The sequence below is a fragment of the Blastococcus sp. SYSU D00868 genome (assembly GCF_054050575.1).
The window spans coordinates 57,409-73,778 of record NZ_JBJGZO010000018.1; the positions used below are offsets into that span (position 1 = coordinate 57,409).

Sequence of the window (16,370 nt, forward strand, 5' to 3'; positions counted from 1 at the left end):
CTCCTGGGTAAGGACCCCGTCCTCCCCACCCCTCGCGAGCTCGGGGCGGTGCCCTGGACGGGGCCGAACGACCATGCGACGGCTCAGCACGATCCGGAACGACAGGGCTCGGGAGCTGTGCTGCGATCCTAGGGGTATGACCGCGATCGGCCCGTCGGGCCAGCAGCAGCCGCCGGCCGTCCCCGAGGAGGAGCTGCCGCCCCCGGTGTCGGCGGTGGAGCGGGCCAACCGCATGAGCGCGGCCAACATGCTGCGGTCGCTGGCCCCGCTCGTGGTCATCTGCCTGGCGATCGTGGGGTGGCTGGCGTTCCTCCGCCAGGACTCCGACGACCCGGTCCGGCCGATCGACCCGCAGGCCAGCATCCTGCGCGCGGCCGAGTACGCCGGCTACCCGCTCGAGGCGCCCGCCGACCTGCCGGACGGGTACCGGGCCACCGACACCGACGTGACCGGCGGCCCCGGCAGCCCGGTGACCCTCGGCATCGACTACGTGACGCCCTCCGACGAGTACGCGGGCTTCCTCACCAGCGACGACCCGGAGGCCGCGCAGGTCGGGGACGTCCTCGACGGCGCCGAGGAGCGGGGGATCGTGCAGCTCGGCGGCCGGGAGTGGGCGCGGTCGACCTCGTCCCGCGGGGAGACGGTGCTGTCCCGGGAGGCCGACGGCGTCACGGTGCTGGTCACCGGCTCGGCCCCCGACGCGGAGCTGGAGGCGGTCGCCGCGGCGGTCGGGCCGGTCGGCGACTGACCTCGGGTGTGGTCCACGTCACGACTTGGTGACGCTCCGGTGCGCCGCGCCGTGTGACGCGTGGGGCCGGCGGGACTCTCTGCGCCCGGCCCGTGCAGGACGCGCGGGCCCCGGCGGAAGGAGTTCGGCGTGAGTGCTCCCGGCAGGTGCCGCGGCGGTGACCACCGCGCGCCCCAGAGCGGCGGCTCGTGCCCGTGCGGCATGGTCACCCGCATCCCCGCCCGGACGCCGGCACCGGCGCCCCTGGGGTCCGACGTCCTCGCGCTGCTCGAGCGGTGCCTGCGCGACGGGCCCGGTGCGCTCGACCCGGCGGCGTCGGGCCTGCTGCGCGAGCGCGCCGCCCAGCTGCTGGCCGCCCTGGACCCGGCCGCACTGGATCCGACGGCACTGGACCCGGCGGCACTGGTCCCGGCGGCACTGGTCACGGCGGGCCTGGACCCGGCCGCCGGCGCCGCGGCCTGACTACTGCTGCGGCTCGGCGGGGGTGGCGGCGGCGAGCCGCTCGCGGGCCCGGTCCAGCCAGTGCTGGCACAGCTCGGCGAGCTGCTCGCCGCGCTCCCAGAGGGCGAGGGACTCCTCGAGGGTGAGCCCGCCGGCCTCCAGCCGCCGCACCACGTCGGCGAGCTCCTCCCGGGCCTGCTCGTAGGTGGTGGTCGGTTCGCTGCTCTCCGCGGGCTGGCTCACGGCTGCCCATCCTCCCTGGCGACCCGGACCGGCAGCCGGCCCCCGGCCACCCGCACGGTCAGCCGCTCGTCGTCGGCCACCTCGGCGGGGTCGCGGACCAGCGCGCCGTCGGCCCGCTGCACCACCGCGTAGCCCCGTTCCAGCGTGGCGGCGGGGGAGAGCGCGGCGACCCGGGCGCGGGCGTGCTCCAGGTCGCGCTCGGCGCTCTCCACCCGGTGGGTGAGGGTGCGCAGCGCCCGGCCGCGCAGCGCCGCGACGTCGTCGGCCCGGCCGTGCAGCATCCGCTCCGGCGCGGCGAGCACCGGGCGGCTGCGCACGCCCTCCAGCCAGCGCTCCTGCTGCTCGAGCCGGCCGGCCAGGACGTGCCGGGCCCGGGCGCGCAGCGTCTCGACCAGGCGGCGCTGCTCGCCGATCTCGGGGACGACGCGGTGCGCGGCGTCGGTGGGGGTGGCGGCCCGGACGTCGGCGGCGTGGTCGACCAGGGTCGTGTCGGTCTCGTGGCCGACGGCGGTGACCACGGGCGTGCGGCAGGCGGCGATCGCGCGGACCAGGCCCTCGTCGGAGAACGGCAGCAGGTCCTCCACCGACCCGCCGCCGCGGGCGATCACGATGACCTCCACCGCGGGGTCGCGGTCGAGCCGCTGCAGGCCCTCGATCACCGAGGCGGCGGCCATCGGCCCCTGCACCAGGCTGTGCTGGACGGCGAACCGGACGGCCGGCCAGCGGCGCCGCGCGGTGACCAGCACGTCCCGCTCGGCCGCGCTGTCCTTGCCGGTGACCAGGCCGACGACGGCCGGCGCGAACGGCAGCGGCCGCTTGCGGGCGGCGTCGAACAGCCCCTCGGCGGTGAGCAGCCGGCGGATCCGCTCGATGCGGGCGAGCAGCTCGCCGAGCCCGACGGCGCGGATCTCCGTGGCGCGCAGGGAGAACGAGCCGCGGGCGATGTAGTAGTCCGGCCGGGCCCGCACGATGACCCGGGCGCCCTCGGCGAGCTCCAGGCCCGGCCGGTCGGCGACGTCCCGGGCGCAGGTCACCGGCACCGACAGGTCCGCCGCCGGGTCGCGCAGGGTGAGGAACACCGTGGCCGCGCCGCGGCGGGAGAGCTGGGCGACCTGCCCCTCGACCCAGACCTCGCCGAGCCGGCCGATCCACTCGGCGACCTTGCGCGCGACGGTCCGGACCGGCCACGGCGCCTCGGGGGACGACGGGCTGGTCATGCCCCCGAGACTGCCATGTGCCGCCGACGGTCCCGCCGGTCCCCTTACAGGCCGCGGGGCGCCAGCGGGCTGGCCTCGACGGCCTGCCGCTCCAGCTTCTCCAGCCGGTTGCGCAGCATGCTGACGAACGGCTGCCGGTTGCGCGTGGACTCCTCGTAGGCCAGCAGGTCGGAGACGGTGGCCAGCTGGTAACCGCGCATCCGGCCGCGCAGCTGGGCGACGGTCCAGCTGTCGTAGCCGGCGATCGGCGCCGACCCGGCGGCCTGCGAACCGGACAGCTCGCTGCCGCCCTCGGGGTCGTCGGTGGGCGCAGCGCCGGTCACCTCGCCGACCGCGTCGACGGCCGCGCCCTCGGCGATGGCGGCCGACTCGTCGGCGGTGTCGGCCGCGCCGACGTCGGTTCGCACGCCGGTCGCCGCGGCGACCGGGGTGCCGCCCTCGTCGACGGCGGTCGCCGCGTCGGCCTCGGTGACCGGGGCCGGGCCGGGCTCGGCGGGCGCCAGGTCGGCGAGGGTCTCCGGAGCGGCGATCGCCTCGTCGGTGACGGTGGCCTCGACGGTCTCCACCTCGCCCTCGGGGCTGAGCACGTCGACCTCGGTCGTCTCCGCGCCGGTGGTGTCCTCCGCGGCGGGGGTGCCGTCGGCCGCGTCGGTCTCCAGCAGCGCGGACTCGAGGGCGTCCTCGGCGGTGAGCACCGCCTCGGCGTCGGTGGGGGTGAACTCCACCTCGGCGGCGGCCACCTGGTCGGTGATGTCCTGCAGCGCCTCGGCGACCTCGGCCGGGTCCTCCACGGCGGCCAGCCCGGAGACCTCGTCGTCCACCAGGCCGACGACCGCGTCGGTCTCGTCGAGCGCGGCGGCGGTGTCCTCCACCGCCAGGTCGTCGTCGTGGTCGGGCACCTCGGCGGCCGCGCGGTCGAACGCCGAGGCCCGCGCCGACGGCCCCGCCGGGACGTCGACCTCGACGTCGTCGTCGAAGGTGGCCAGGCCCGGCTCGTCCTCGCCGCGCAGCCCGGTGAGCACCTCGTCGCCGCGCGCGACCAGTCCGGCCCAGCTCTGCTGCACCTTGAGGGCGGTCTGCATCGCCAGCCCGACGACGCGCACCGGCAGCCCGGGCAGCGCCTGCGGCAGCTTGCGGGCCTCGTCGAGGACGGTGGCGGCGAGCCCGACGTAGGCGCGGATGGGCTGGGGGATCTCACGCGACATGGCCCCAAGCGTGCCGCAGCGGCCGACGTCCGGCAGCCTCACCCCCCGTGGAAGCACCCGGTCGGGGGCATGACCTCCCTCACGCCCGGCCGTCGCCGGCCGGGGCGGTGCCCGGAGCCCACCTACCATGGGGCCCATGGCCGAACACCGCGGACGCGTCCTGCTCGCCGACCCGCGGGGCTACTGCGCCGGCGTGGACCGGGCGGTGGTGGCCGTGGAGCGGGCCCTGGAGATCCACGGCGCCCCGGTGTACGTCCGCAAGCAGATCGTCCACAACAAGCACGTGGTCGCGACGCTCGAGCGGCGCGGCGCCGTCTTCGTCGACGAGACCGACGAGGTGCCCGAGGGCTCGGTCGTCGTCTTCAGCGCGCACGGCGTCTCCCCGGCGGTGCACGAGGAGGCCGCACAGCGCTCGCTGCGCACCATCGACGCCACCTGCCCGCTGGTGACCAAGGTCCACTCCGAGGCCAAGCGGTTCGCCAAGGACGACTTCGACATCCTGCTCATCGGCCACCGCGGGCACGAGGAGGTCGAGGGCACCTCCGGCGAGGCCCCCGCCCACATCCAGCTGGTGGACGGCGCCGACGACGTGGCCAACGTGCAGGTCCGCGACCCGGAGAAGGTCGTGTGGCTGTCGCAGACGACCCTGTCGGTCGACGAGACGCTGGCCACCGTCGACGCGCTGCGCGAGCGGTTCCCCACGCTGCAGTCCCCGCCCAGCGACGACATCTGCTACGCCACCCAGAACCGCCAGCAGGCCGTGAAGCAGATGGCGCCGGGCTGCGACCTGGTCGTCGTGGTGGGCTCGACCAACTCGTCGAACTCCGTGCGGCTGGTCGAGGTGGCGCTGGAGGCCGGCGCCCGGGACGCGCACCTGGTCGACTACGCCGCCGAGATCGACGAGGCCTGGCTGGCCGGCGTCGGCACGGTCGGGGTGACCAGCGGCGCCTCGGTGCCCGAGGTGCTGGTCGACGAGGTGCTGGACTGGCTGGCCGAGCGCGGCTACGGCGACGTGGAGACGGTCAAGGCGGCGGAGGAGCGGCTGGTGTTCGCCCTGCCGCACGAGCTGCGCCAGAGGCGCACCGCCGAGTAGGCCCCGGACGCCGAAGGGCCCTCCCGGATCGCCGGGAGGGGCCCTTCGGATCGGTCGGGGCGTGGGTCAGCGCCGGGCGGCCCAGCGGATCAGCGCGAGGACCAGCGCGGTGCCGGTCGCGGCGGCCATGATCGGGAAGCCGCCGCCGAGGACGAGCTTGGTGGCGATCGCGGTGCCGGCGACCTTGACGAAGCTGCCGCCGTCGGGGACGTCGAAGCCGGGGGCGGTGAGCACGAAGACGGCGACCGCGGCCATCAGGACCAGGGGCGGGGCGACGACCATCGTGGCCAGGTCGCGGCGGCGCACCAGCAGCGTGCCGACCGCGGTGCCGGCCACGAGGCCGATCAGCGTGACCATGCCCAGGCCGGTGGTGCCGATCGCGTCGACGTAGCCGGCGGCCAGCGTCACGACCAGGACGCCGAGGACGGCGATGCTGCCGCGCAGCCGGCTGCCCCGCTCGGCGACCGCCGGCGAGACGGCGCGGCTCGCCGCGCGGCCGCGGCGGTCCTCGTCGACCAGGGCGTCGTCGTGCTCCGGGCGGGGGCGCCGGCGGCCGGCGTCCGGGGACAGGCCGGCCGAGGAGCGCGGGTAGCCGGGGGTGGCCCGGCCGCGGTCGGCCACCTCGCGCGGGGGCAGCGGGCGGTCCGCGGGGACCGGGCGCTGGGCGGGACGGCCCTGGGCCGCCGGCCGCGGGGCCGGGGGGACGGGGCGCTGCGCGGGCGGGACCGGCCGCTGGGCGGGCGGCACCGGCCGCTGGCCGGGCGCGCCGGAGCGGCCGTGCGAGGGCAGCGGGGGGAGCGGGGGCAGCGGCGGCCGGGGCCGGTCGCCCGGGCCGGGGCGACCGCCGCGGGGGGCGCCCGGGCCACCGGCGGACCGATCGGAGCGAGCTCCGGTCTCCCGCCAGGTGTCGGCAGCACTCACCGAGGCCATGGCGCACCTCCGTCCCGTTCGCGGGGAGCCCGAGGAGCGGCTCCCTTCGTCGATCAAACGGTAGCGAGCCGCGCGGGAGTCCGGTGGAAGGCGAGGCCCGACGCGCGCGGGCAACTTGTGCCCAAGTGACCACGCTCCGCTGACCACTCTCGGTGAGAGGCGAGGAGCCTGTGACCAGGTGTGACGGGCGCGCCGGGCGGGACGGTCCGGGTGGCGGATCAGCCCGCGGTGCCGTCGCGGCTGCCGGGCAGCTCCGGCAGGCCCGGCTCCGGCGGCACCGGCGGGCGCAGCGCCCGGACCGTGGCCTCGATCGGGGCCACGGTCGGCAGCTCTGACTCGGCGACGCCCAGCTCGTCGAACCGGCGGGCGGCGGTGAGCACCGAGCGCTCGTAGGAGCCGACCGTGTCGTTGTAGCGGGCCATCGCCGTGCCCAGCGCCGACCCCAGCCGGGTCAGGTGCCCGGACAGCGTCGTCAGCCGGGCGTGCAGCCGGCGGCCGACCTCCAGCACCTGGTCGGCGTCGCGGGCGAGCCGCTCCTGCCGCCAGGAGTAGGCGACCGTGCGCAGCAGGGCCAGCAGCGTGCTCGGCGTGGCCACGACGACGTCCCGCCCGAAGCCGTACTCCAGCAGGCCGGGCTCGGCCTCCAGCGCGGTGGTGAGGAAGCCGTCGGAGGGGACGAAGAGCACCGTGAACGGCGCGGCCGGGCGGAAGGCGGTGGGGTAGCGGCGGGCGGCCAGGGCGTCGACGTGCGCGCGGAGCTGGCGGGCGTGGGCGGCGACCCGCTCGGCGCGCACCGCCTGGTCGGTGGCCTGCACGGCCTCGATGTAGCCGGTGAACGGCACCTTGGCGTCGACGACCACCTGGCGGCCGTCGGCGAGGGTGACCACCAGGTCGGGCCGGACGCCGGCGCCGGCGTCGTTCGTCGCCGACGGCTGCTCGACGAAGTCGCAGTGCTCGAGCAGGCCTGCCACCTCGACCACGCGGCGCAGCTGCACCTCGCCCCAGCGCCCGCGCACGTGCGGCGTCCGCAGCGCGGTGACCAGCGCGGCGGTCTCCTGGCGCAGCAGCGCCGAGGTCTGCCCGACCGTGCCCATCTGCTCGCGCAGCTCCCCGTGCGCCATCGCCCGGTCGCGCTCGATGCCGGCCAGCAGCCGGTGCAGGTGGTCCAGCGACTCGTGCACCGGCTCCAGCCCGGCGTCGGCCGGCCGGCGGCGGGCCAGCAGGGCGACGACCCCGAGGGTGACCGCGGTGGCCAGCAGCGCGCCGATCAGCAGGCCGAGCAGGAGGGAGGCGGCGTCCACGTCCGGCAGGGTGCAACACCCCACCGACAGATCCGCTCCGACCCGCCCGGGACGTGTGAGGCATGGGAAGCACTACCCACGTCCCGCGGCCGAGGACGTGGGTATCGCCTCCTATGCATCGGGGGACAGGGCCGACCGGAGGGTCAGGCCGGGACGGCGGCCGGCTGGGTCGCGTGCGCGGCCTCGTGGGCGAGCAGCCAGCGCTTGACGTCGGTGCCCCAGCGGAAGCCGCCCATGCCGCCGTCGGAGCCGAGCACCCGGTGGCAGGGCACGAACAGTGCGGCGGCGTTGCGGGCGCAGGCGTTGGCGGCGGCCCGGATGGCGGTCGGCCGGCCGCAGCGGGCGGCGAAGGCGGCGTAGGTGTCGGGCCGGCCGGCGGGCACCGTGCGCAGCACCTCCCACGCCTCGGTCAGGAACGGCCCGGACCGCTGCCGCACGGGCACCCCGTCGATCACGCCGACGTCGCCGGCGTGGAAGGCCTCGACGACGTCGAGCACGGGCAGGGACGGGTCGAGCGCCACCGACTCGGGGCGCAGTGCGCGGTGCACCACCGGCAGCAGGTCGCCGACGTCGTCGGTCCAGCCGCCGGCCAGGACGACGTCGGCGCCGTCCGCGCCCTCGGTGACGACGACGGTGAACGGCCCGGGCGGGGTGGGGACGGTGGCGAAGCGGGCACGGGGCGATGAGGCGGTCACGAGGCGCTCCGATCGGGGGCGACGGGCAGGGGGCGGGTGAACAGGGACGGGACGGCCAGCGCCCACAGGTGCAGCACCGCGTAGGAGCGCCACGGCCGCCAGCGGGTGGCGGCGTCGGCGTCGGAGCTGCCGAGCGCGGCCAGCGAGCGGCGCAGCGCGAGGTCGCCGGGCAGCCAGACGTCGGGGTCGGCGAGGCCGCGCAGGCCGACCAGCGCCGCCGTCCACGGGCCGATCCCGGGGACGGCGAGCAGCGACCGGGCCGCCTCCGCGCGGTCGGCGCCGGGGTCGAGGACGACGTCCCCGCGGGCCAGCGCGGCGGCCAGCGCGGTCACGGTCCGCCGGCGGGCGCCGGTGAGACCGACCGCGGAGAGGTCGGCCTCGGCGAGCGCCTCCGGGCGGGGGAAGGCGTGGCTGAGCGTGCCGACCGGCTCGGGCAGGGGCGCGCCGGCCAGGGGCAGCAGCCGGGCGGTGAGGGTGCGCGCGCCGGCCACCGACACCTGCTGGCCGAGCACCGCGCGGACGGCGAGCTCGGGGGCGTCGGGGGAGGTGGGGACCCGCCGGCCGGGGGCCGCGGCGACCAGCGCCGCCAGCGCGGGGTCGGCGCCCAGGACGGCGTCCACGGCGGCCGGGTCGGCGTCGAGGTCGAGCAGCCGGCGGCAGCGGGCGACGGCGGCGCCGAGGTCGCGCAGCTGCGCCAGCCGCAGCCGCGCGGTGACGGCGGCGTCGCCGGAGGGGGACAGGTGCACCACGGCCGGCCCGTGGGGGAGGTCCAGGACGCGGGAGAACGTCGTCCCGTCCCACTCCTCGAGGCCGGGGACGGCGTGCGCGCCGAGGAACAGCAGCACCTCGGCGGCCGCGAACGGCGGGCGGGCGGCCAGCCGCACGGTCAGCTCGCCGGGCGCGCCGGCCTCGGCGCCGGGACGGCGGCGGCGCAGCTCGCCGGGCGTGGCGGCGAAGACCTCGCGGATCGTGTCGTTGAACTGCCGGATGCTGGCGAAGCCCGCGGCGAAGGCGACGTCGGCGACCGGCAGGGCCGTGGTCTCCAGCAGCACCCGGGCGGTCTGCGCCCGCTGCGCCCGGGCCAGCGCCAGCGCGCCGACCCCCAGCTCGCCGACCAGGTGCCGGTGCAGCTGCCGCTCCGAGTAGCCCAGCCGGGCGGCCAGCCCCGGGACGCCGGAGCGCTCGACCTCCCCGTCGGCGATCAGCCGCATGGCGCGGGCGACGACGTCGGCGCGCACGTCCCACTCCGGCGAGCCCGGCACCGCGTCGGGGCGGCACCGGCGGCAGGCGCGGTAGCCGGCGGACTGGGCGCCGGCGGCGGTGGCGAAGAAGGAGACGTTGGCCGACAGGGGGGTGCGCGCGGGGCAGGACGGGCGGCAGTAGATGCCCGTCGTCCGGACCGCGGTGAAGAACCACCCGTCGAAGCGGGCGTCCCGGCTGGCGACCGCGCGGTAGCAGCGCTCGTGGTCGAGGGAGGCGGTCACGGCGTCCAGCGTGCCAGCCGCGGGCGACGTCCACTGGCGGGATTCGGACGCCGCCGTGGAGCCGCGGATCAGCGGCCGATCAGCACCGCGATCCCGTCGAGCAGCCGGGCGAGGCCGAACTCGAACGACCGCGCCGGGTCGCCGGCGCCCAGCTCCGGTCCGGCGACCGGGCCGACCCGCGCGGCGGTGGGGAAGCGCTCGGGGTCGAAGACGCGGTCGACGTGCGGCTCGGTGGCCGCCCACCACTGCTCGTCGGTCAGGCCGCTGCTGGACTGCGCGGCGGCCAGCTCGTGCAGGCCGGCCACGCTGCCGCGGACGAGCGCCCCGACCAGCGTGATCACCAGCTCCATGTCGACCTCGGACAGGTCCAGCCCGTCGACCGCGGCGAGCTCCAGGTCGTACTTGCGCATGAGGTTGGGGCCGAGGATCGGGCGGCCGGTGCCGACGGTGGCCGCCCAGGGGTGGCGCACGAACAGGTCCCAGTTCTCGCGGGCGACGGCGGTCAGCCGCGCGCGCCAGTCCCCGGCCGGCGGGGCCGGGTAGACCTCGGCGAGGACGGCGTCGTACATGAGGTCGACCAGCTCGTTCTTGCCCGGCACGTGGGTGTACAGGGTCATCGCGCCGACCCCGAGCTCGGTGCCGAGCCGGCGCATGGTGACCGCGGCCAGGCCCTCCCGGTCGGCCAGCTCGACCGCGGCGGCGACGATCCGGTCGACGTCGATCCCGGCCCGCGGTCCCGGGCGGCGGGCCGGTTCGGCGCGGTCCCGCCACAGCAGCGCCATGGTGCGGGCGGGGTCCCCGCCTCCGGTCGACTCGGTGGCCACCCCGACAGCCTCTCCCATCGCCTTGCGGAACCTTCTCCGTACAGCGTACGTTGGCGGTCCGCGGGAATGTCGTACGGCGTACGGAGGTAGTGCGGTGGAGGCAGCGGTGCGGGTCCGGGGTCTGGTGCGGCGCTACGGCGGGCGGGCCGTCCTGGACGGGGTGGACCTCGACGTGGTCCCGGGGTCGGTGTGCGCCCTGCTCGGCCCGAACGGGGCGGGGAAGACGACGGCGGTGCGGATCCTGACCACCCTGCTGCGGCCCGACGGCGGCTCGGCCGAGGTGGCCGGCTTCGACGTCGTGGCGCGGCCGCGGGAGGTGCGCCGCCGGATCGGCACGGTCGGCCAGCAGCCCACCGTGGACGAGGTGCTCGGCGCCCGCGAGAACCTCGTGCTGTTCGGTCGGCTGCACCACCTGGACCGGGCGGCCGCGCGGCGCCGCGCCGGCGAGCTCCTGGCGCAGGTGGGGCTGGCCGACGTCGACGAGCGGCCGGTCGGCCAGTTCTCCGGCGGGATGCGCCGGCGGCTCGACATCGCCGCCGGCCTGGTGCTCGCCCCGGAGGTCCTGTTCCTCGACGAGCCCACCACGGGCCTGGACCCGGCCGGGCGCCGCGACGTGTGGGACGCGGTGCGCGACCTGGTCGCCCGCGGGACGACGGTCCTGCTCACCACCCAGTACCTGGAGGAGGCGGAGCTGCTGGCCGACCAGGTGTGCGTGCTGGACGGCGGCCGGGTCGCCGCCCGCGGCACCCCGCGGGAGCTGACCGCGGCGATCGGCGGGGACCGGCTGGAGCTCGTCGTGACCGACCCGGCCCGGGCGGGCCAGGCGGCGGAGCTGGCCGCGCGGGTGGCGGCGGGGCCGGGTGGTCACAGCGGTGGCGGGGACGGGGACGGCGGGGACGGCGCCCGCGTCACCGTGCCGGTGGCCCGCCGGGCCGGTGTCGTCGGGGAGGTGGTCCGCGCGCTCGACGAGGCGGGGATCGGCGTCGCCGACCTGGTGCTGCGGCCGACCACGCTCGACGAGGCCTACCTGCGGATCACCGGCCGCGACCGCGCGCCCGAGGAGGTGCCGGCGTGAGCGGCACGGAGAGCTCGTTGCGCTGGGCGGTGACCGACGCGCTCACCGTCGCCGGGCGGGACGTCGCCCACTGGCGCCGGCAGCCCGCCGGCCTGCTGGTCGGTCTGCTGTTCCCGGTGCTGATGATGGTCACCTTCGTCTACCTGCTGGGCGGGGGCATCGCCGTCCCGGGCGGCGACTACCTCGACTGGGCCGTGCCCGGGATGCTCGCCCTCGTCATGCTCTTCGGACTCGAGGGGACGATGACCGCCGTCGTCACCGACACCCGGCGCGGGGTCACCGACCGCTTCCGGGCGCTGCCGATGGCGCCGTCGGCGGTCGTCTCCGGCCGCTGCCTGGCCGACCTCGCCTCGTCGGTGCTGGGCCTGGCGCTCGTCGCGCTGGCCGGGCTGGTCATGGGCTGGCGGCCGGATGCCGGCAGCGGGCTGCTCGTCGCCTCCGGCCTGCTCCTGCTGCTGCGGGTCGGGTTCCTGTGGGTCGGCATCTGGCTGGGGCTGCTGGCCCGCGACCCCTCGGTGGTCACCGCGGTGCAGATCCTGGTGTGGCCGTTCGCGTTCCTCTCCAACGTGTTCACGCCGGTCGCCTCCATGCCCGGCTGGCTGGGGACGGTCGCCGAGTGGAACCCGGTGGCGGCGACCGTGACCGCCGTCCGGGAGCTGACCGGCGTCCCCGCCGCCGACGGCGGCTGGGCCACCGAGCACGCGACCGCGCTCGCCGTCGCCTGGCCGGTCGTCCTCACGGCCGGGTTCGCCGCGCTCGCCGTCCGCCGCTGGCAGGGCCTCGCGCGCTGAGCCGGCCCGGACGCCCCGGCCTCCCGCCGGCTCCTGCGGTGTTCCTCGCGGTCTCGCGGTGCTGCAGCACCGCAACAGCGCGGGGAACACCGCAGGAGTGGGCGTCAGACCACCAGCGCCCGGGCCCGGTCGCTCGCGAGCAGGACCTCCGGCAGGCCGGCCAGGGCGGCGCGCATCGCCTCGGCGCCGCCGAACTGGAAGCCGAGCTGGGTGACGTAGTGCGCGCAGGCGTCGCCGCGCCGGTCGAGGTCCTGCGGCAGCCGCAGCTCGGCCAGCCCCCCGGGCAGGCCCGGGCCCGGGACGGCGGCGGGCTCGCGCAGCACGTACGGGCTGTCCCGCCACCACAGCGTCGGCCGGTCCAGCGCCGCCACCGCGCGGAGCACCTGCAGGTGGTCGACGTGCCCGCCGAGGGCCTGCGGCGCCAGCCACAGGTCGGCGTCCCACGGCTCCAGCGCGGAGACGACGGCGCGCCAGACGTCGTCGCCGGCGTGCACCCCGGCGAACAGGTCCGGCGCGCTCGCGTAGCCGCGGTGCGGCGCCTCGGGCAGCGGCAGGTGCACCGGCGTCGCGCCGAGGGCGGCCATCGCGGCGGCGTCCTCGGCGCGGCGCAGCGCCATGTAGTCGGCCTCGGCGGGCAGCCCCTTGTCCAGCTGGCAGGCCAGCGCGAAGCCGGCCGGGTCGGGCACGGTCGCGGTGAAGCAGGTGAGCACCGTGACCTCGTGCCCGGCGGCGGCCAGCGCCGCCAGCGTGCCGCCGGCGGAGAACGCGGCGTCGTCCAGGTGCGGGCTGACGGCCAGGACCCTCACAGCAGATGGGCCGCCGACCGGAACCGGCAGGAGAGGTCGACCGACGCCGGCATCGACCAGCCGGTGTCCGGCGCGGTGCCGGCCAGCTCCGCGTAGACCGCGTCGATCGAGCGGGCGAGCACCGGCCAGGAGTACAGCCGGCGTACCTCCTCCAGCGCGGTCGCCGCGAGGCGTTCCCGCAGCCCCGCGTCGGTCAGCACCCGGTCGAGCGCCGCCCGCAGCCCGGCGACGTCGCCCGGGGTGTGCAGCAGCCCGTTCTCCTCGTGCCGCAGGCAGTCGACGACGCCCACGCTGTCGGTGCTCACGGTGGGCAGCCCGCTGGCCATCGCCTCGAGCAGGGTGTTGCTGAAGCCCTCGCTGTAGGTCGGGCTGACGAAGACGTCCGCCGTCCGGTAGACCGCCGGGGCCTCGTCGGGGGGCACGTAGCCCAGGAACGTCGTCCGCCCGTCGGCGCGCGCCCGCGCCTCGTCGAGGTCCGGGCCGATGCCGGAGACGACGAGCCGGACGCCGTCGGGCAGCGCCTCCAGCAGGTCCAGCACGCCCTTGCGGCGGTCGACCCGGCCGTGGAACAGCAGCACCGGCGGGTCCTGCAGCGCACCGAGCGGCCGCTCGGCCGGGGTGAACCGGCGGGTGTCCGTGGCACCGGGGACGATCCGGAAGCGCGCCGGGTCGCTGCCCAGGTTGCCGACCACCTCGTCGCGGAAGCTGTCGCTGCCGATCAGCACCGCGCCCGACCGGTCGACGACGGTGCGCATCGCCTCGGCGTGGGTGGTGCAGCAGGTGCCGACCCAGTGCCCGTCGCCGCCCTGGATGCTCACCACGCTGGGCAGCCCGGTGCGCCGCGAGGCCTCGAGCACCGCCAGGCCCGGCGGGTAGCCGTACTGGGCGTGCAGCACGTCGAACGGCCGCTGCTCGTGCAGGCCGACGACGGTGCGCACGATCTCGGCGACGTCGCCCTCCCAGTCGGCCGGGACGACGGTCTCGCCGCGGCTGGGCAGCGCCACCACCTCGACGCCGGTCGGCACCCGCCCGGGCGGAGGCGGGCCGCCGCCGTACACGCGGGTGCCGGCCTCGTCGTCCCGGTACTGGCTGACCAGCGTCACCTCGTGGCCCAGGGCGACCAGCTCGCGCAGCAGGTTCTCCGCGTAGACGCTCATCCCGCTGACCGCCGGCCAGTAGCGGCGGCTGACGAAGCAGATCCTCACACCGGCGCCCTCTCCGGGACCGGCCCGGCCGCCTCGGCCGCGCGCAGCGTCGCCATCGCCCGCGGCACCATCTCGTGCGCGCGGTGCCCGTCGCGGGAGAGCTCGAGGGTGACCAGCCGGTCGTAGGCGGCCTCCCGCAGCGCCCGCAGCACGGCCGGCAGGTCGACGTCCCCCTCGTCCAGCGGCAGGTGGTCGTGCAGGCCGCGGCGCATCCCCTCCACGGCCACGGTGCCCAGGTGCGGCGCGAAGGCGGCCACCGCCTCCTGCGGCTCGTACGCGCCGGAGACGACGCAGTGGCCGGTGTCCAGCGCCAGCGCGATGCCGGGGACCTCGGCGGCGAGCCTCGCCCAGTCGTCGCAGTCCTCGACGAGCATCCCGGGCTCCGGCTCGACGGCGAGGGCGAAGCCGCGGCCGCCCGAGCTGTCGACCAGCGCCCGGGCGCCGTCCACCACCCAGCCCCACGCCTCGCCCCGGTCGACGCCCGGCCGCGGCACCCCGGCCCAGAAGCTGACCGCCTCGGCGCCCAGCACCTCGGCCAGGTCGCAGGCCAGCTCGAGGTAGGCCAGCCGGCGTTCCCGCCCCTCGGCCGACGCGGTCACCAGCGTCGGCTCGTGCTTGGCCCGCGGGTCGAGCAGATAGCGGGCGCCGGTCTCCACCACCACCCCCAGCCCCAGCTCGTCGCACCGGGCCCGCACACGCTCGGCCTGGGTGAACGCGTCCGGCGCGAACGGGTCCAGGTGGACGACGTCCAGGGTCAGCGCCACCCCCGCGTAGCCGCAGTCGGCGAGGAAGGGCAGCGCGTCGGAGAGCCGGTGCGACGTCAGGCCGTTGGTGTTGTACGCGTACCGGAGACTCATCGCGCGAGCACCTCTGCGACGACGTGCCGGCCCGGCTCCCGGTACAGCGGGTACAGCGCGCCCACCCGCCGGTCGGCGCCGGCGCGGTCGAACCAGGCGGGGCCGCCCAGCCGCTCCTCCGCCTCGGCGGTCAGGTGCACCCGCGCCCAGCCGCCGGGGTCGGCGCCCACCGCCACGAGCGGCTCGCCGCGGTCGAGCAGCCGGCGCACGCCACGCTCGCCGATCCGCCCGTAGGACATCGTCTCCACCTCCAGCCCGGGCACCAGCACCTTCGCCGCCACCGCCTCGCCGGCCGAGGGCTGGAGCTCGACCAGCACGTCGAAGCCGGCGTCCTGCACCGCGCCGGTCACGTGTCCGTGCAGGTCGTCCCCGTCGTACCGCGGCAGGTCGACCAGCCGCGCGGTCTGCCGGTGCGCGAGCACGGTGTCGCGGAGCAGGTCGGTGAGCGCGGCGGTGCCCATGCGCGTCCAGGCGAGCATCGCCTCCAGCGCCCGGTTCTCCTCCACCAGCCGCTCCGGCGGGTGCCCGCCGCGCCACGAGTCGAGGTAGCCCGGCGGCGTCGCCGGCAGCACCGCCTCGTACGGGCCGTGCATGAACGCCTTGCGGCTGCGGGCGGAGGCGAACTCGTGCAGGGCCTTGCGGACGGCGGTGTCCCGGTCGGGGTGCGCGGCCTCCCCGCACGCGGTCGCCATGACCGGGACGGGCTCCGAGCCGTCGCGGGAGCAGCCGACCGCGTACACGTCGACGACGCCGAAGGCGGTGCTCGCCAGCTTCACCATCACCTCGACGCCGGCGGCGGAGAGCCGGTCGATCAGCGCCAGGGCGTCGGGGTCGCGCAGGCCGGCCAGGTCGAGCACGATGCCGCGGTCCATGGCGCGGAACGCGGTCGCGTTGCCGTCGCGCTGCAGCACTTCCAGCAGCGCGTGGGTGACCGCCCGCTCGGCGTCGAACGCCGCGCCCTGCCCGTTGGTGACCACCGTGGTCAGCCAGCCGCCGGGAGGCGCGGAGCCGGGCAGGTCCTGCGGCGCGGAGGCGACCAGCTCGGCGGGGACCAGCACCCGCTCGCCGTCGCGCAGCCGCGTCATGGGCAGCCACTGCAGCGGCCGGTCGTCGGCGTAGGCGCTGCCGGCCTCCAGGCACAGGGTGCGCGGGTCGGCGACCCGGTCGCGGCCCTCCCGGCGGGCCAGCTCGGCGAAGGAGGCCTGGACCCGGGGGGCGGACTCGTGCGCGCGCACCGACAGCGCCATCTCCGCCATCTCGCCGAGCGCGCCGGTGCGGGCCTCCTCCCGGGTGGCGCCGTAGCCCAGGCCGCTGCCGCCGGGGTGCTGCGGGGTGGTCGGCAGGACGGCGCTGTGCAGCGGGACGTCGAGGAAGTCCAGGCCCCTGATCGCGAACTCCTCGACCGGGGTGGGGAAGGAGTCGCGGTAGCGCTGCGACGGCCTCGTCACGGTCGCC

Annotated in this window: 17 protein-coding genes; 5 read left to right on the top strand and 12 right to left on the bottom strand. The window is 77.3% G+C overall.

Annotated features, from left to right (window positions below; translation table 11 throughout):
• Window positions 1-136: 136 nt before the first annotated feature.
• The gene (locus ACI79F_RS15705; RefSeq protein WP_456545470.1) at window positions 137-748 is read left to right on the top strand and encodes a DUF4245 domain-containing protein; all 612 of its coding nucleotides are present in this window, start codon (window positions 137-139) and stop codon (window positions 746-748) included.
• Window positions 749-949: 201 nt separating this feature from the next.
• Window positions 950-1,210, top strand: coding sequence for a hypothetical protein (locus ACI79F_RS15710; protein ID WP_456545471.1), 261 nt, complete (start codon window positions 950-952; stop codon window positions 1,208-1,210).
• On the opposite strand, the gene ACI79F_RS15715 is transcribed toward ACI79F_RS15710, so the two are convergent.
• Genes ACI79F_RS15715 through ACI79F_RS15725 form a run of 3 tightly spaced genes read right to left on the bottom strand, consistent with a single transcriptional unit; the run spans window position 1,211 to window position 3,854 of the window.
• Window positions 1,211-1,432: an exodeoxyribonuclease VII small subunit gene (locus ACI79F_RS15715; protein WP_456545472.1), complete on the bottom strand. Its 222-nt coding sequence runs from the start codon at window positions 1,430-1,432 to the stop codon at window positions 1,211-1,213.
• Window positions 1,429-2,649 carry an exodeoxyribonuclease VII large subunit gene (gene xseA, locus ACI79F_RS15720; protein ID WP_456545473.1) on the bottom strand — a complete coding sequence of 407 codons (1,221 nt, stop codon included), beginning with the start codon at window positions 2,647-2,649 and terminating at the stop codon, window positions 1,429-1,431. The genes ACI79F_RS15715 and xseA overlap by 4 nt, the downstream gene beginning before the upstream one ends.
• 44 nt (window positions 2,650-2,693) lie before the next feature.
• A complete protein-coding gene (locus ACI79F_RS15725; RefSeq protein ID WP_456545474.1) occupies window positions 2,694-3,854 on the bottom strand; it encodes a lipid droplet-associated protein in 1,161 nt (386 codons plus the stop codon).
• 136 nt (window positions 3,855-3,990) lie between these two features.
• On the opposite strand from ACI79F_RS15725, the gene ACI79F_RS15730 reads away from it, so the two are divergent.
• A complete protein-coding gene (locus tag ACI79F_RS15730; RefSeq protein ID WP_456545475.1) occupies window positions 3,991-4,947 on the top strand; it encodes a 4-hydroxy-3-methylbut-2-enyl diphosphate reductase in 957 nt (318 codons plus the stop codon).
• A gap of 66 nt (window positions 4,948-5,013) precedes the next feature.
• Here ACI79F_RS15730 and ACI79F_RS15735 read toward each other — a convergent pair whose 3' ends face one another.
• The 5 genes from ACI79F_RS15735 to ACI79F_RS15755 all read right to left on the bottom strand — a co-directional run bounded on the left by ACI79F_RS15735 (window position 5,014) and on the right by ACI79F_RS15755 (window position 10,199).
• A complete protein-coding gene (locus tag ACI79F_RS15735; protein WP_456545476.1) occupies window positions 5,014-5,568 on the bottom strand; it encodes a DUF6542 domain-containing protein in 555 nt (184 codons plus the stop codon).
• Window positions 5,569-6,095: 527 nt separating this feature from the next.
• Complete coding sequence (locus tag ACI79F_RS15740) at window positions 6,096-7,178, bottom strand: DNA recombination protein RmuC (RefSeq protein WP_456545477.1); 1,083 nt, start codon at window positions 7,176-7,178, stop codon at window positions 6,096-6,098.
• A 143-nt stretch (window positions 7,179-7,321) separates the two neighbouring features.
• Complete coding sequence (locus tag ACI79F_RS15745) at window positions 7,322-7,873, bottom strand: methylated-DNA--[protein]-cysteine S-methyltransferase (protein ID WP_456545478.1); 552 nt, start codon at window positions 7,871-7,873, stop codon at window positions 7,322-7,324.
• The gene (locus ACI79F_RS15750; RefSeq protein ID WP_456545479.1) at window positions 7,870-9,357 is read right to left on the bottom strand and encodes an AlkA N-terminal domain-containing protein; all 1,488 of its coding nucleotides are present in this window, start codon (window positions 9,355-9,357) and stop codon (window positions 7,870-7,872) included. Before ACI79F_RS15750 ends, ACI79F_RS15745 begins: the two co-directional genes overlap by 4 nt.
• A 68-nt stretch (window positions 9,358-9,425) precedes the next feature.
• Window positions 9,426-10,199 carry a TetR/AcrR family transcriptional regulator gene (locus ACI79F_RS15755; protein ID WP_456545480.1) on the bottom strand — a complete coding sequence of 258 codons (774 nt, stop codon included), beginning with the start codon at window positions 10,197-10,199 and terminating at the stop codon, window positions 9,426-9,428.
• 88 nt (window positions 10,200-10,287) lie between these two features.
• Between ACI79F_RS15755 and ACI79F_RS15760 the strand changes: the two genes are divergently transcribed.
• Window positions 10,288-11,256: an ATP-binding cassette domain-containing protein gene (locus ACI79F_RS15760; RefSeq protein WP_456545481.1), complete on the top strand. Its 969-nt coding sequence runs from the start codon at window positions 10,288-10,290 to the stop codon at window positions 11,254-11,256.
• Entirely contained in the window at window positions 11,253-12,047 is a 795-nt protein-coding gene (locus ACI79F_RS15765; RefSeq protein WP_456545482.1) for an ABC transporter permease, read from the top strand. Before ACI79F_RS15760 ends, ACI79F_RS15765 begins: the two co-directional genes overlap by 4 nt.
• A gap of 104 nt (window positions 12,048-12,151) precedes the next feature.
• Here the strand turns inward: ACI79F_RS15765 and ACI79F_RS15770 are convergent, their stop codons facing one another.
• From ACI79F_RS15770 to ACI79F_RS15785, 4 genes are read right to left on the bottom strand one after another with little or no spacing between them, the layout of a single operon-like run.
• On the bottom strand, window positions 12,152-12,853 hold the full coding sequence (locus ACI79F_RS15770) for a PIG-L family deacetylase (protein WP_456545483.1): 702 nt from the start codon (window positions 12,851-12,853) through the stop codon (window positions 12,152-12,154).
• Window positions 12,850-14,058 carry a glycosyltransferase family 4 protein gene (locus tag ACI79F_RS15775; protein WP_456545484.1) on the bottom strand — a complete coding sequence of 403 codons (1,209 nt, stop codon included), beginning with the start codon at window positions 14,056-14,058 and terminating at the stop codon, window positions 12,850-12,852. Before ACI79F_RS15775 ends, ACI79F_RS15770 begins: the two co-directional genes overlap by 4 nt.
• Window positions 14,055-14,915 (bottom strand): sugar phosphate isomerase/epimerase family protein, encoded by an 861-nt coding sequence (locus tag ACI79F_RS15780; RefSeq protein WP_456545485.1) that lies wholly within the window; start codon window positions 14,913-14,915, stop codon window positions 14,055-14,057. Before ACI79F_RS15780 ends, ACI79F_RS15775 begins: the two co-directional genes overlap by 4 nt.
• Window positions 14,912-16,363, bottom strand: a complete 1,452-nt coding sequence (locus ACI79F_RS15785; protein WP_456545486.1) for a YcaO-like family protein — start codon at window positions 16,361-16,363, stop codon at window positions 14,912-14,914. Before ACI79F_RS15785 ends, ACI79F_RS15780 begins: the two co-directional genes overlap by 4 nt.
• Between the last annotated feature and the right edge of the window lie 7 nt (window positions 16,364-16,370).